The sequence below is a fragment of the Kibdelosporangium persicum genome, assembly GCF_013280595.1.
GTDB classification, from domain to species: Bacteria; Actinomycetota; Actinomycetes; order Mycobacteriales; family Pseudonocardiaceae; genus Kibdelosporangium; species Kibdelosporangium persicum.
Window position 1 is genome coordinate 78,414 of sequence record NZ_JAAATY010000001.1, and the last position, 13,397, is coordinate 91,810.

General features: G+C 69.0%; 13 protein-coding genes. 6 read left to right on the top strand and 7 right to left on the bottom strand.

The features are described 5' to 3' along the window. The first annotated feature begins 43 nt into the window (after positions 1-43). Positions 44-3,475 carry an indolepyruvate ferredoxin oxidoreductase family protein gene (locus GC106_RS00425; RefSeq protein WP_173123136.1) on the top strand — a complete coding sequence of 1,144 codons (3,432 nt, stop codon included), beginning with the start codon at positions 44-46 and terminating at the stop codon, positions 3,473-3,475. 336 nt (positions 3,476-3,811) lie between these two features. Then, the gene (locus tag GC106_RS47425) at positions 3,812-4,495 is read left to right on the top strand and encodes an RDD family protein (protein WP_173123139.1); all 684 of its coding nucleotides are present in this window, start codon (positions 3,812-3,814) and stop codon (positions 4,493-4,495) included. Here the strand turns inward: GC106_RS47425 and GC106_RS00435 are convergent. The 3 genes from GC106_RS00435 to GC106_RS49175 all read right to left on the bottom strand — a co-directional run bounded on the left by GC106_RS00435 (position 4,477) and on the right by GC106_RS49175 (position 7,483). Further along, positions 4,477-5,592, bottom strand: a complete 1,116-nt coding sequence (locus GC106_RS00435) for a S8 family peptidase (protein WP_173123141.1) — start codon at positions 5,590-5,592, stop codon at positions 4,477-4,479. The two genes, GC106_RS47425 and GC106_RS00435, sit on opposite strands and share 19 nt — an antisense overlap. Before the next feature lie 158 nt (positions 5,593-5,750). Further along, positions 5,751-6,356 (bottom strand): response regulator transcription factor, encoded by a 606-nt coding sequence (locus GC106_RS00440; protein ID WP_173123143.1) that lies wholly within the window; start codon positions 6,354-6,356, stop codon positions 5,751-5,753. After that, entirely contained in the window at positions 6,353-7,483 is a 1,131-nt protein-coding gene (locus tag GC106_RS49175; RefSeq protein WP_173123145.1) for a sensor histidine kinase, read from the bottom strand. The genes GC106_RS00440 and GC106_RS49175 overlap by 4 nt, the downstream gene beginning before the upstream one ends. A 116-nt stretch (positions 7,484-7,599) precedes the next feature. Between GC106_RS49175 and GC106_RS00450 the strand changes: the two genes are divergently transcribed. Next, complete coding sequence (locus tag GC106_RS00450) at positions 7,600-8,190, top strand: hypothetical protein (RefSeq protein WP_173123147.1); 591 nt, start codon at positions 7,600-7,602, stop codon at positions 8,188-8,190. A gap of 42 nt (positions 8,191-8,232) precedes the next feature. On the opposite strand, the gene GC106_RS00455 is transcribed toward GC106_RS00450, so the two are convergent. After that, a complete protein-coding gene (locus GC106_RS00455) occupies positions 8,233-9,051 on the bottom strand; it encodes a LysR family transcriptional regulator (protein WP_173123149.1) in 819 nt (272 codons plus the stop codon). A 76-nt stretch (positions 9,052-9,127) separates the two neighbouring features. Here GC106_RS00455 and GC106_RS00460 point away from each other — a divergent pair, with 76 nt between their 5' ends. Together GC106_RS00460 and GC106_RS00465 are read left to right on the top strand one after the other, a co-directional pair. Then, a complete protein-coding gene (locus GC106_RS00460) occupies positions 9,128-9,814 on the top strand; it encodes a CTP synthase C-terminal region-related (seleno)protein (protein ID WP_173123151.1) in 687 nt (228 codons plus the stop codon). Then, a complete protein-coding gene (locus GC106_RS00465) occupies positions 9,811-11,016 on the top strand; it encodes an MFS transporter (protein WP_173123153.1) in 1,206 nt (401 codons plus the stop codon). The genes GC106_RS00460 and GC106_RS00465 overlap by 4 nt, the downstream gene beginning before the upstream one ends. Here the strand turns inward: GC106_RS00465 and GC106_RS00470 are convergent. Together GC106_RS00470 and GC106_RS00475 are read right to left on the bottom strand one after the other, a co-directional pair. Continuing rightward, positions 10,994-11,308, bottom strand: coding sequence for an ArsR/SmtB family transcription factor (locus tag GC106_RS00470; RefSeq protein ID WP_173123155.1), 315 nt, complete (start codon positions 11,306-11,308; stop codon positions 10,994-10,996). The two genes, GC106_RS00465 and GC106_RS00470, sit on opposite strands and share 23 nt — an antisense overlap. A gap of 12 nt (positions 11,309-11,320) precedes the next feature. After that, positions 11,321-11,746, bottom strand: a complete 426-nt coding sequence (locus GC106_RS00475; RefSeq protein WP_173123157.1) for an SRPBCC family protein — start codon at positions 11,744-11,746, stop codon at positions 11,321-11,323. A gap of 151 nt (positions 11,747-11,897) precedes the next feature. Here GC106_RS00475 and GC106_RS00480 point away from each other — a divergent pair, with 151 nt between their 5' ends. After that, positions 11,898-13,250: a pyridoxal phosphate-dependent decarboxylase family protein gene (locus GC106_RS00480; protein ID WP_173123159.1), complete on the top strand. Its 1,353-nt coding sequence runs from the start codon at positions 11,898-11,900 to the stop codon at positions 13,248-13,250. On the opposite strand, the gene GC106_RS00485 is transcribed toward GC106_RS00480, so the two are convergent. After that, positions 13,231-13,397 (bottom strand): integrase core domain-containing protein (locus GC106_RS00485; protein WP_173123161.1); only part of this gene is annotated, 167 nt, incomplete at its 5' end. The genes GC106_RS00480 and GC106_RS00485 overlap by 20 nt on opposite strands.

Below are 13,397 nucleotides of genomic sequence, written 5' to 3' on the forward strand. Positions count from 1 at the left end.
GTCTTTTCCGCGGCACGGTGCCACGGTTGTTGCATGACGCCGGATGTCGTTGTGTGGTGTGCGCAACACGCGTGCCAGGGAGGCCTCGATGACCTTCACTCTTGAAGACCGCTATGTCCGTGATGCCGGTTCTGCCTACCTGACCGGCATTCAGGCATTGGTGCGGGTGCTGCTCGACCGGATCCGGCACGACCGCCGGATGGGACGCACCACCGCGGCCTTCGTGTCCGGCTACTCCGGGTCACCGCTCGGCGGGTTCGACCTCGAACTGGGCCGCCGCAAGAAGCTGCTCGACGAGCTCGGCGTCGTCCACCGGCCCGGGCTGAACGAGGAGCTGGGCGCGACCGCGGTGATGGGCACCCAGCTGGCCGCGAGTGTCGGCACGCAGCGGCCCGACGGTGTCATGGGCATGTGGTACGGCAAGGCTCCCGGACTCGACCGGGCCACCGACGCCCTCCGGCACGCGAACCTCGCCGGTACGGACCCGCGTGGCGGTGCGGTCGCGTTGGTGGGCGACGACCCCAACGCGAAGTCCTCGACCGTGCCGAACGCGTCCGAACTGGCCCTGGCCGACCTGGCCATCCCGGTCTTCTTCCCGGCCGACTCGCAGGACATCCTCGAGCACGGCCTGCACGCGGTCGAACTGTCCAGGGCCACCGGGCTGTGGTCGTCGATGAAGATCGTCGCGAACGTCGCCGACGCCGCGGGAACCGTGACCCTGCCGGACGACTGGAAAGCGCCGATCCTGCCGGACAACGCGTACAAGCACGTTCCGTCCGCGCGGTTGCTCGGCCCGCAGCTCGCCGCGTTGGAACGCAGCCTGTTCGACACGCGCCTGCCGCTCGCGACGGAGTACGTGCGCGCCAGTGGCCTGAACCGGATCGTCGAGCGCGGCACCACCGGCATCGGCGTGATCACGGCCGGGAAGTCCTACCTGGACGTTCAGCAGGCGCTGCGGGCGCTGGGCGTGGCCGGTCAGGTCCGCGTGCTCAAGCTCGGTGTCATCCACCCGGTCGAGCCGCGGATCGTGCGCGAGTTCGCCGCCGGGCTCTCCGAGATCATCGTCGTGGAGGAGAAGCGGGCGTTCGTCGAGACGGCCGTGAAGAACATCCTCTACGGCATGCCGGACATGCCCCGGGTGCACGGCAAGCAGGACCCCGAGGGCCGGACCTTGCTGACACAGGCGGGTGAACTGAGCCCGGAGATGATCAGCGGCGCGCTGGCGCGGCGGATGCCGCCATCCGAGTCGGTCCGCGCGTGGCAGCAGCGCCGCAAGCGGGAGCGGATCTCGGTTCCGCTGCTGGCCCGCACGCCGTACTTCTGCTCGGGCTGCCCGCACAACTCGTCGACGAAGGTGCCGGACGGCACCCTGGTCGGTGCCGGGATCGGGTGCCACACCATGGCCTTGTTCATGGAGCCGGAGCAGGTCGGCAACGTCCTGGGCGTGACGCAGATGGGCGGCGAGGGCGCCATGTGGATCGGCATGAGCCCGTTCGTCGAGTCGAAGCACCTCGTGCAGAACATCGGCGACGGCACGTTCATGCACTCGGGCAGCCTCGCCGTGCGGGCCGCGGTGGCCGCGGGCGCGAACATCACGTTCAAACTGCTGCACAACTCGACCGTCGCGATGACCGGCGGGCAGCAGGCGGTCGGCGCGCTGCCGATCGAGAAGATCGCCTCGATGATGCTCGTCGAAGGCGTCCGCAAGATCATCATCACCAGCGACGAACCGGACCGGGTCCGCAAACTGCCGTTGCCCCGCGGGGTCGAGGTCCGCCACCGCGACGAACTGCTGCGCAGCCAGGAGGAACTGGCCGCCATCAGCGGCGTCACCATGCTCATCCACGACCAGGAGTGCGCGGCGGAGAAGCGGCGCAAGCGCCGCCGGGGCAAGGTCGCGCCGCCGGCCGCGAAGGTCATGATCAACGAGCGGGTGTGTGAGGGCTGCGGCGACTGCGGCGCCAAGTCCAACTGCCTGTCCGTGCAGCCGGTCGCCACCGAGTTCGGCCGCAAGACCCAGATCCACCAGTCCTCGTGCAACGTCGACTACGCGTGCCTGTCCGGCGACTGCCCCTCGTTCCTCACGGTCATCCCGGGCCGCAAGCCCGAACACCGCCAGTTGCCGGACATCGCCGCTGCCGACCTGCCCGAACCGGTGCGGACGGCCGAGGACTTCGCGGTCCGGATCACCGGCATCGGCGGGACCGGCGTGGTGACCGTGTCGCAGATCCTCGGCACGGCCGCCGCGATCGACGGCAAGCACGTGCGCACCCTGGACCAGATCGGCCTCGCGCAGAAGGGCGGCGCGGTCGTCTCCGACGTCAAGGTCACCGTGGACCGGGTCGAGCAGGCACCCAAACTCGCCGCCGGTGAAGCGGACCTGTACCTGGCCTGTGACGCTCTGGTCGGGGCCGACCCGGCACACCTTTCGGCGGCGGACGCCGACCGGACGACCGCGGTCGTGTCGACCACGCAGGTGCCCACCGCGAGCATGATCGTCGACACGAGCGTGTCCTATCCGGACTCCGGCGACGTGCGCTCGGTGATCGACGCCGCCGCCCGCCGGACGGTCTACCTGGACGCGCAGGGGCTGGCCGAAGCATTGTTCGACGACGCCCAGTACGCGAACATCCTCCAGGTCGGTGCCGCGTTCCAGACCGGCGCGATCGCGTTGTCGGCGGACGCCATCGAGCAGGCGATCCGCCTCAACGGCACGGCGGTCGAGCGGAACCTCCAGGCGTTCCGTCGTGGCCGTCAGGCCGTGGCCGACCCGCAAACCCTTGAGGCGCTTCTGGTTCCGCCCGCCGTGCAGACGCCGGTGCACCCGTCGGCCGACCGGATCGCCCGGATCGTCAACGCCCCGGCAGGCTCCGAGCTGGCGAGGCTGGTACGGCTGCGCGTCTCGGATCTCATCGGCTACCAGAACGAGCGGTACGCCACGGAGTACGCGACCTTCGTCGAGCAGATCCGGTCAGCGGGGACCGAACGGGTCGCTGAGGCCGTCGCACGCAATCTGTACAAGCTGATGGCGTACAAGGACGAGTACGAAGTCGCCCGGCTGTCGCTGGACCTGTCCGCGGTCGAGAAGCAGTTCGGCGTGGGCGCCAAGGTGTCCTACCGGCTGCATCCGCCTGTCCTGCGGGCCATGGGGATGAAGCGGAAGCTCAGCCTCGGCCGCTGGTTCCGCCTGGTGTTCCGGCTGCTGGCCGCGATGCGCGGGTTGCGGGGCGGCAAGCTGGACGTCTTCGGCTACGCGCACGTCCGCCGGGTCGAGCGCGAGCTGATCGGCGAGTACCGCGACGCGGTACGGCAGGCGATCGGTGGCGACGAGGCGGTGGCACTGGAAATCGCCGAGCTGCCCGACATGGTCCGCGGCTACGAGCAGATCAAGCTCGACAACGTGGCCGCCTACCGGGAACGGATGGCCGAGTTGCTGACCGAACCGACCGCCCGCCCGGTCGGGTCGGCCGCCTAGCGGGCCGACCGGCCCCCGGCTTTCCGGGGGCCGGTGCCGATCCAGTGTGACGTTCCCGGCGTCCGGGGCACCCGGGAAGTTCTGGAAGAAAACATCAAGGACGGCGGACTATCCTCGCCGCGTGCGGACTCCGCGGGCCAGGCCTTCATGGACAGTGCGTGTGCGGGCCTGCGTCCAGCCTGGACGGTCGGTGCGGTTCGGCTGGCGGACGCGGAGGAACAGCGAAGATGAACTCCTTGTGCCGAGAGCACTTGAGCGCCCTCGACACGCGGTTAGCGCAGCAGGGAGATTACACTCCGTGCGCCCCGATGGTCTGACCCTGCGAGGGGGATTCGCGTGACCTACCCACCGCCACCGCCAGGCGATCCGTACCAGCAACTGCAGCAGCCGTACCAGCAGTACCCGACGGCGCCGCCGTACCAGCAGTCCGGCTACCAACACCCTGCGTACCAGTACTACTCCCAGCCGGGCGGGCCGACGTTCCTGCCGCCGGAGGCGGGCCCGCAGAGCGCGCGCTTCCACCCGGCCCAACCTGTGCGTGTGCTGGCCAATCCCGGCAGGCGGCTGGTGGCCAGGTTGCTCGACACCCTGATCCTGGGTGTGGTGGTCGGCGGGCTCGCTGTCGCGCTGGCGGGGATCACCAACGGGTTCGGCACGCGTACCCCGAGCGACGCGGGGGTCGTCGTCGGCATCGTCCTGGCCGTGGTGATCGCCCTGGCCGCGTTGCTCTACGACCCGGTGTTCATCGCCACCAAGGGCGGAACGCCCGGCAAGCTGATCATGGGCATCCGCGTGGTGAAGGTGTCCACCGCGCACTACCCGGGATTCGGCGCGGCGCTCGGTCGTTATCTGATGACGTTCGTGTTCGGCATCGTGCCGCTCGGCAGCCTGCTGAACGTGTTGTGGTGCTGCTGGGACCGGCCGCTGTACCAGTGCCTGCACGACAAGGTCGTCAGCACGGTCGTGGTGCACAAGGAAGGCGAGGACACCGAGCCGGGCCTTCAGTACGGCAGGCTGTAGAGCAGCCGGTTCGGCGTGTTCGGCCGCAGGCCGCAGAGTTTGTCCTTGGTGGAGCGGGCGATCAGCGCGGCCTCCACTTGGGCCGGTGTGGCGGTGGGGTTCTCGGCCAGGTACAGGCCGGCCCCGCCGACCACGTGCGGCGTGGAGAAGGACGTCCCGGAGAGCGTCCGCGTCGCGGTGTCGGAGGCGTTCCAGATACCGGTGATGGTCACGCCGGGCGCGTGCAGGTCGACCAGCGGGCCGTAGTTCGACGAGGGGTGCACGCAGTCGTTGGCGTTCGTGGCCGCGGTCGTGATCGCTTCCTTGACCCGGGCGGGGGAGAAGTTGCTCGCGTCGACGGCGGAACTGCCCGCGGCGACGCCGTAGGTCACGCCGGACGCGATGGACCGGCGCACGGCGTCGTCGAGCGCCTGGTTGGCCGCGCCGCCCAGGCTCATGTTGGCGACCGCCGGTTTCCTGGCGTTGCGGGTCACCCAGTCGATGCCCGCGATGACCGTGGCCATGCTGCCCGAGCCGCTCGCGTTGAGCACCTTCACCGGCACGATGGTGATCTTCTTGGCGACGCCGAACTTCGTGCCGCCGATGATCCCGGCGATGAACGTGCCGTGTCCGTTGTCGTCGTCGGGGTTTCCGTCGTTCTCGACGAGGTCGGCACCGGCGCCGACCCGTCCGCTGATGTCCGTGTGCGTGGCTCGGATACCTGTGTCGATCACGTACGCGTGCACGTTCGCCGCGTCGTACTCCCACTTGTACTTGCCGTCTCCCGGCAGGTCGCGCTGGTCGATCCGGTCAAGCGCCCACGGCGGGTCGAGTTGCTCGCCGAGCGCGTGCACCTCGGTGTCCGGAACCACGTAGGACACCGATTGGTCGCCCGCCACCCGGCGCAGCTGGGATTGGCTCAGCGAAGCCGAAAAACCGCTGATAACGGTGTGATACGTGTGCTCGGCCCGAACTGCGAGGCGATGGGTCACCGCACCGATTTCGTTGGCCTGCTTGAGTACCACGATATAACGGTGCACCGGTTCGGCCGTTGCCGGAACCGGCGTGACCAACGCGAGTGTGAGCACGGCGATGGCGGTTCGCTTACCGAATCCCATAGTCGACGTCTAGCCGACACCGCCGGGATGGGCAAGGTTCACCAGTTGCCACTGGTTCACCGCGACGGCACGGTAGTGCAACTAAGCCCTCGTGCGCTGGTAGCGCCTCGTGAGTGGTTATCCGGGTTCTAACCCTGATAACCACTCACGAGGGTTTTTCAGAGCCAGCCGTTCTCGTGTGCGGTCCGGACGGCTTCCGCCCTGCTCGACACCCCGAGCTTGGTGATCACGGCGGCGATGTAGTTGCGGACCGTCCCGTTGGACAGGTGGGTCTGTTTGGCGATCACGGCCACCGGTGTGTCGTACTCGGCAAGCCGCAGCACTTCCAGTTCACGCGGCGTCAGCGGGCACTCCGGGGCCGTCAGCGCGTCCGCCGCCAGCGACGGGTCCACATAACGGTCGCCGTTGTGCACCCGCCTGATCACGTCCGCCAACGTGCCGCCGGGCGATCCCTTGCGCACAAAACCCTTGGCGCCCGCGGAGAGTGCGAGCTTGAGGTGCTGCGGACGGCCGTGCCCGGTCAGGATGACCACCGCACAGCCAGGCATCGCCTTGGCCAGTTCCGCGGCCGCCTCGATGCCGTCCAGCCCGGGCATCGCCAAGTCGATCACGGCCACGTCCGGCCGGTGCGCCAGCGCGGCGTCGACCGCGGCCCGGCCGTCCGAGGCGTGCCCGACCACTTCGAGGTCAGGCTCCAGGTCGAGCAACGCGGCCAATGCCGTGCGGATGAGGTCCTCGTCGTCGGCGAGTAGTACCCGGATCACGCTCGTACCGTGGCCTCGAGGGTGAACACGCCGTCCTGGGTCCCGGTCCGCAGCCGTCCACCGGCTTCGGCCAGCCGATCGGCGAGCCCGGCCAGGCCGGAGCTGTGCCGGTCGGGCGCTGTCGCGGTCGCGCCGTCGTTGGTCACCGTCATCCGCACCTCTTCGCCGTCACGTGTCACGTCGATCGTGCACCACTTGGCTTGGCTGTGCCGCAACATGTTGGTGCTCGCCTCACGCAGCACCGGCGCGAGCCGCGTGGCGACCGCTTGCGGCAGTTCGCCGGATGGCTGCGTGATCGTGCAGCGTACTCCGGAGGACCGCAGCACGTCGGCGATCGCGGTGAGCTGTGCAGCCAGGTCGACGGCTCGGTAGCCGTGCACGGCTTCGCGCATGTCCGCCAACGCTTTCGTGGCCAGTCGTTGCACGTCGGAGGCCTCACGGGCGGCTGCGGCGGCGTCGACCGGCGCGAGCCGCGCCGCGAGTTCGGCCTTCAACGTGATCACCGACAGGTCGTGCCCGAGGACGTCGTGCACGTCGCGGGCGAAGCGCAGCCGCTCCTCGGTCGCGGCCAGCCGTGCCTGTGCCTCCCGGCCTTTGCGTGCTTGCAGCAGCATGTCCCAGAGCCAGAGGTGCACGATGCTCATCGTGAACACCGCGGCGGCGATGCCGGTCAGGATCACCAGCGCCGCCACCGGCCGGTCGGCCACCAGCAGCGCCGCCACGGTCACCGCGACCGTCACCCCGATCCCCGGCAGGCGCCCGGGTTTGAGCATCGGGAGCGAACCGAGAAGCGAGCCGCCGATCCACGCCCACGTCTCCCACCGACCGGCGCCGACCGGCGCCGTCAGAGGCAGCGACGCCACCGAAGCGACCGCGAACGTGATCAGCAGCCGCCGCCTGGTCTTCTCCGTCAGCCACGGTGTGACCGTGGTGTACAGGGCTCCTGCCTGGGCGATCGCGAAGGCGAGCACGCCGATCGTGCCGAGCACGATCCACAACGGGCGTTGTTCCCGCAGAATCCCGATCCCCGGCGTGAGCAGGCTGCTCAGCACGGTCACCGCCAGCGAGCCCAGCGTGACCGCCCTGGCCCTTCGCAGCGACGGCTCCACGCGCACGATGTTATTCATACGTCCAGCGTGGTCAGCGGCATGCGCAAAACCGATGTGCGGATGTCATCAATCGACTGTGCGGGGACACGTCCTTCCCACGCCGGAGGACCGGGCGCCCCGATAATCTGCCCGTCATGAACGCGGTTTCCTTTGGCTACAAGGCCACGTGGCTGGCTGTGCGGGACCGGCCGGCCGATGTGGTCGCGGACGCCTTACGCATGCCGGAGCGCGGGACGGTCGGCTGGCAGGACGGTGTCGAAGCCGCGTACCAGGGCTCGGTCCTGCTCACACCACCGGTGGACGGCTGGACGTTGGTGCTCTCCCGGCCGGGGCCGATACTGCCCGACCCTTCGGCCGACGGGTTCGGCGAGTGGTTCGCCAAGGTCAGCGTGGAACTGGGGACCGTCCGGAGTTTCGTCACCCACCGGGTGGTCGAGATCCATGGCTGGGCACGAGCCGACCAGGGCCGGGTCGAGCGGGTCTACTGCTATCTCGGTGAGTCCGGGGAGGTGACCACTGACGTCGGCCCGCGGACCGACGAGGAACTCGAGCTCGGCATCGGCGACCGCGACGGCATCCCGACCGAGGAGGACGTGATCAGGCTCGCCGGGTTGTGCAGTGTCAACCCCGCTGAGCTGGACGGGCGCGACGTCCCTGGTGACTGCCTGCTGGTGCCGGCGTCGAGGCCGAAAAGCCGGTGGCGGCCGGGCCGGCTACGCCGTTAGGGGCGGCGGCCCTCGGGCGGATCACGGAGGCCGGCTACCCCGTCATCGAACACCGGATCGACCTGATCCCGGCTGAGTCGGCATAGTCAGTCGTTCCACGCGGTGCACCAAGCGGGTCACGGGCACCGCGGGCAGTCCGCCGACCATGGTCTGGGGCAGCAGCGCCAGACCGTGGCCCGCGGTCGCCATCTCCAGCAGCCCGGGGACGTGTGTGCCTTCGTAGCGCAGCGCGGCACGGAATCCGGTTGTGCCACTGGCCGCGCGCAGCTGCGCCAGCGGGATCGCCGACTCGGGCGCGTCGATCCATTGTGCGTCAGCGAGATCCGCGAGCTTCACGTGCTTCCGCCCGGCGAGTGGGTGGTCCGCGGGCAGGACCACGGCCAGCGGACGCTCCGCGACACCGGCTTTGGCCAGCGGTGCGACGTCCGGCAGGTTCAGCGGATCACTGGGTGCGGTGATGCCGTCGACCAGGCCGAGGTCCAGAGTTCCCTGCGCGACACCGGTGACGACCTCGACCCGTGGCAGGACCCGGACGTGGTTGGCGCCGACGACCTCCGGGACGAACGCCAAGGGGGACACGCCGACCACGAGCCGGTCCGGCGGTGCCTGGGTCATCCTGGTGATCTCCGCCCGGGCCGCGGCCAGTCGCACGAGGATCGGACCGGCGTGCTCCAGCAGCCGCCGGCCCGCCGCCGTCGGCTGGACCGGCCGTCTGCTCAACAACGGTGTGCCCAGGTCGCTTTCCAGCGCGGCGATGTGCTGCGACACCGCGGACTGGGTGTACCCGAGTTCGTCGGCGGCCCGGGAGAAGGAGCCGCATCGGGTCACCGCCACGAAGGTCCTCAGCAGATGGGCGTCCACGCCGATAAGTATCGCTAATGGCTGGTGCAGGGATCATCGTTGGTGCTGATCTGTCCCCGCGGGTGAGGATGACCGCATGACAGCACGACTTGCGTTGGTGGGGGACCGGTCGGCGGCGGTACGGGCGCACACGCGGATTCCCCTGCTGCTCGAAGCGTTGGCCGACACCGTGAGCCTGGACGCGTACTGGATCCCGACCGAGGACGTCGACGAGTCGGTGGCGCGGTTCGACGCGATCTGGCTGGTCCCGGGCAGCCCGTACGCCAGCGAGGCCGGTGCGCTGCGTGCCGTGCGAATCGCGCGGGAAGAGAAGATCCCGTTCCTGGGAACGTGCGCCGGACTGCAGCACACCTTGCTCGAATTCGCCAGGAACGTGTGCGGATTGGACGTCCACCACGGAGAAAACGAGCCGGAAGCGGGCGATCTGTTGATTGTTCCCTTGACATGTTCGCTGGTCGGCCACGAAGGCGCGATCACCGTCCTGCCGGATTCCCTGGCCCAGCGGATTCTCGGCGCGGGACGGACGATCGAGCGTTATCACTGCGCGTATGGCTTGAGCGACAAGTACTTGCGGACTCTGCGAGCGCATGGCCTGCGGGTCACCGGAGTCGACGAGGACGGGCAGTTGCGGATCGCCGAACTGGCCGATCACCCGTTTTTCCTGGCCACGCTGTTCCAGCCGGAACTGGCGGAAAACCAACCGCATCCGATCGTCAGAATGTTCGCCATCGCGGCGCGGGACCATGCCACTGTAGTGAGGTGACCACGCCACCGGCGAAGCGTTCCGTCCTCCGAAACCCCGCTTTCCTCCGGCTTTGGCTGGCGACGACCGCGTCCAGCGTCGCGACATGGGCGTTGCCGTTCATCCTTGGCCTGGCCGTCCTCGAACGGACCCTGACCGCGAGCGCGCTCGGGATCGTGCTCGCGGCGCGGATGGCCGGTTTCCTGGTGGCCGTCCCGGTCGGCGGTGTGCTGGCGGACCGGTATTCCCGGCGCGGCATCGTGTTCTGGTCCGGTGTCCTGTCGATCGTGAGCACACCGCTGATCGCGTACGGCGGATTGCCGCTGATGGCCTGCGCCGCGGTGGTGCTCGGCGCGGGCCAGGGCGCGTGCCGCCCGGCGTTCCAGGCGCTGACTGCCGACGTCGTGGACGCTTCCCAACGGCAGCAGGCGAATGCGGCCATGACCTTCGCGGTCCGCGTGTCCACCCTGATCGCGCCGGGAGTGACCGCTCTGCTGGCTTCGGTGGTGACCACGTCCGGCCTGTTGCTGGGCACCTGCGTGCTGTGGCTGATCGTCGCGCTCTGCCCGCCGCGCGGCGCCCGGCACGTGGGTCGTGAACGCGACAAGCTGCACCGGGAATTCCTTGACGGACTCAGGGAAGCACGCAGGCACCCGTGGTTCCTCGCCGGGCTCGCCGCGTTGACCATGACCGCGGCGTTGGGGCAGTCGTCGATCGCGATCGCGCTGCCGTTGGTCAGCCGCGACCGCTACGGCACCGAAGCGGTCCTGGCGGCGGGCATGACCGCGTACTCGATCGGTGCCTTGCTGGGTGCGTTGGTCGTCGCCCGCTGGCGGCCGCGAAACCAGGGCTGGGTGGCCCTAGCCGGGCTCTCCCTGTTCGGTTTCGCGCCGCTGAGCATGCTCTTCCCGGTGCACCCAGCGGTGATCGTCGCGGCCTTCGTGGCCGTGGGGATCGGCATCGAACTGTTCAACGTGCCGTGGTTCACCGCCACCCAGCGGGAGGTCGCCCCGGGCAAACTGGCCCGGGTGTCCTCATTGGACTTCCTGGTCTCCTACGGCCTCGCGCCCGTCGGCCTGGCCGCCATCGCCCCCTCCATCGACGCCTTCGGCTTGACCGCTGTGCTTGTCGTGTGCGCCGCGATGTGCTTCCTCGCGCCCGCCGCGGCGGCGCTCGTCCCCAGTTCACGGCACCTGTCGGTCACGACTCCGCGATCCGCTTGATCGTGGCCAGGCGGCGGTCCCATTCGGCGGCGAGGCCGGCCATCCAGTCGGCCGTGGCGGCGAGCCGGTCCGACTTGACCGAGTAGCGCACCTCGCGACCCTGACGGCCGCCGTCGACCAGACCGGCCTGTTGCAGCACGGCGAGGTGCTTGACGATCGCCTGCCTGGTCACCGGGACGTCGGTGGCCAGCGTGGTGGCGGTGGCCTCGCCGCGTGTGGCGAGGGCGTCCAGGAGGCGTCGACGGGTCGGATCCGCCAGCGCTGCCAGCACCTCGTCGACACCGTTGGTCATCGTCCGCTCCTGTCAGGCTTCGACGTACGCACGCAGTTCGTCGAGTTCGATGCGCCATCCTTCCGTGTTCTGCTTCAGCGACAGCTCCTGATCCCGCTCCAGCGTGGTGAACCCGCTCTCGACGACCCGCAGCCGCGTGCCGCCGCCCTCTTCGGACAGGATGAACTCGACCCGCGTCTGGTTGCCCGACGTGGGATCGGTGTCCTCGGGACGCGCCCACCAGTAGGCGAACCGGTGTGGCGGCTCGACCGCCTCGACCTTGCCGCGGAACCGGCCGTACTCGGTCCAGCCGAACACGATCGCGCCGCCCGGCCGCAGATCGATCTCGGCCTCCTGGCCGAACCACTCCTTGACGTGCTTGTCCTCGGTCAGCGCCGACCACACCTTCTCGATCGGCGCGGCGATGGTGATGTCGCGCTCGATGGTGTCCGCAACCATGACTGCCTCCTCCGTCTGTGTGCAACTTGATGGTTGCACATCGGCGCGGTGAGGCGCAACTCCCGGGTTGCACGTAACGGGCCGGGGGCATGGCTGGTGTCGTCGCCGGTGCCGCCTTGTAGTTTGGCTCCACACGAGACGGGAGTCGGGGATGGATCTGCGGCGGGCGTTGAGCCGTGTGCTGGACAACCATCGCAAGTGGGCGGAGCAGTTCGGCGACATGCCCGAACACGTTTCACTGCAGGTGAGTGACGCTCAGGTCGAGGCCGTGCTGGACGTCCTGTCGGGACGGCTGACCGACAACTATCCCTTCTTCCACCCGCGCTACGCCGGTCAGATGCTCAAGCCGCCGCACCCTGCCGCGGTCGCGGGCTACGTCGCCGCCATGCTGATCAACCCGAACAACCACGCCCTCGACGGCGGACCGGCGACCGCGAAGATGGAGCGGGAGGTCGTGGGGCAGCTGGCGACGATGTTCGGGTACGGCGAGCATCTCGGGCACCTGACGTCGAGCGGCACCATCGCCAACCTCGAAGCCCTTTTTGTGGCACGGGAATCCCATCCTGGCAAAGGTGTGGCGTTCAGTGTGGACAGTCACTACACGCACGGCCGGATGTGCGGTGTGCTCGGCATCGAGGGGACGAAGGTCGGGGTGGACAGTGCCGGCCGGATGGACCTCGACGACCTGGAGAAGGTCCTGCGGACCGGGAAGATCGGCACGGTCGTGGCCACGGCGGGCACGACCGGTCTCGGGGCGATCGACCCCGTGCACGAGATCCTTGCCGTGGCGCGGAAGTATGACGTCCGGGTGCATGTGGACGCCGCGTACGGCGGGTTCTTCATCCTGGTCGACGACCTTGATCCGGCGCCGTGGCAGGCCATCGGGGACTGTGACTCCATTGTGGTCGATCCACACAAGCACGGTCTTCAGCCCTACGGCTGCGGGGCGGTGTTGTTCCGTGATCCGTCCGTCGGCCGGTTCTACCTGCACGACTCGCCCTACACGTACTTCACCTCCGATGATCTGCATCTCGGGGAGATCAGCCTGGAGTGTTCCCGGGCCGGTGCCGCGGCGGCCGCGCTGTGGCTGACGTTCCAGCTCATTCCGCCCACTGTGGACGGTCTCGGCGCGGTGCTCGCCGCCGGGCGGCGCGCGGCGAGCCGGTGGGCCGACATCATCGACGCCAGTGCCGAGCTGACCTTGTACCAGCGGCCTGAGCTGGACATCGTCGGCTACTTCGGCACCGCGGACTCGATCAGCGAGATCGACGAGACCTCGCGGCGGGTCATGCGCGAGGGGATGTCCGCGGACAGCGAGCCGGTGTTCCTCAGCGTGTTGTCCGTCAGCCGGGAGGACTTCCGCCGGCGTCACCCGGAGGTGACCGCCGACGCCGACCGGGCCAGGGTGCTGCGCAGCGTGCTGATGAAGCCGGAGTCCGAGCTCTACCTCGACACACTGCACGCGCGGGTGATCGATCTGGTGACTAGGTGTATGAGGCCATGACGTTGGTGACGCCGGTGCGCAGCCGGGTGGCTGGTGGCTGGTTTCCGGCGGCAGTGTGGGGTCGATGGTAGTTGTAGTGCACATTCCAGACCGTGAGGGCGGTTGTGCGTTGTTGTTCGCTGGTCCAGGTGCGGGCGTAGAGGAATT

Coding starts and splice junctions, on each gene's coding strand:
- GC106_RS00450 (WP_173123147.1), top strand. CDS start 7,600: ATGAACGCGGTTTCCTTTGGCTACAAGGCCACGTGGCTGGCTGTGCGG.
- GC106_RS00480 (WP_173123159.1), top strand. CDS start 11,898: ATGGATCTGCGGCGGGCGTTGAGCCGTGTGCTGGACAACCATCGCAAG.
- GC106_RS00425 (WP_173123136.1), top strand. CDS start 44: ATGTCGTTGTGTGGTGTGCGCAACACGCGTGCCAGGGAGGCCTCGATG.
- GC106_RS00475 (WP_173123157.1), bottom strand. CDS start 11,746: ATGGTTGCGGACACCATCGAGCGCGACATCACCATCGCCGCGCCGATC.
- GC106_RS00435 (WP_173123141.1), bottom strand. CDS start 5,592: ATGGGATTCGGTAAGCGAACCGCCATCGCCGTGCTCACACTCGCGTTG.
- GC106_RS49175 (WP_173123145.1), bottom strand. CDS start 7,483: ATGAATAACATCGTGCGCGTGGAGCCGTCGCTGCGAAGGGCCAGGGCG.
- GC106_RS00470 (WP_173123155.1), bottom strand. CDS start 11,308: ATGACCAACGGTGTCGACGAGGTGCTGGCAGCGCTGGCGGATCCGACC.
- GC106_RS00460 (WP_173123151.1), top strand. CDS start 9,128: ATGACAGCACGACTTGCGTTGGTGGGGGACCGGTCGGCGGCGGTACGG.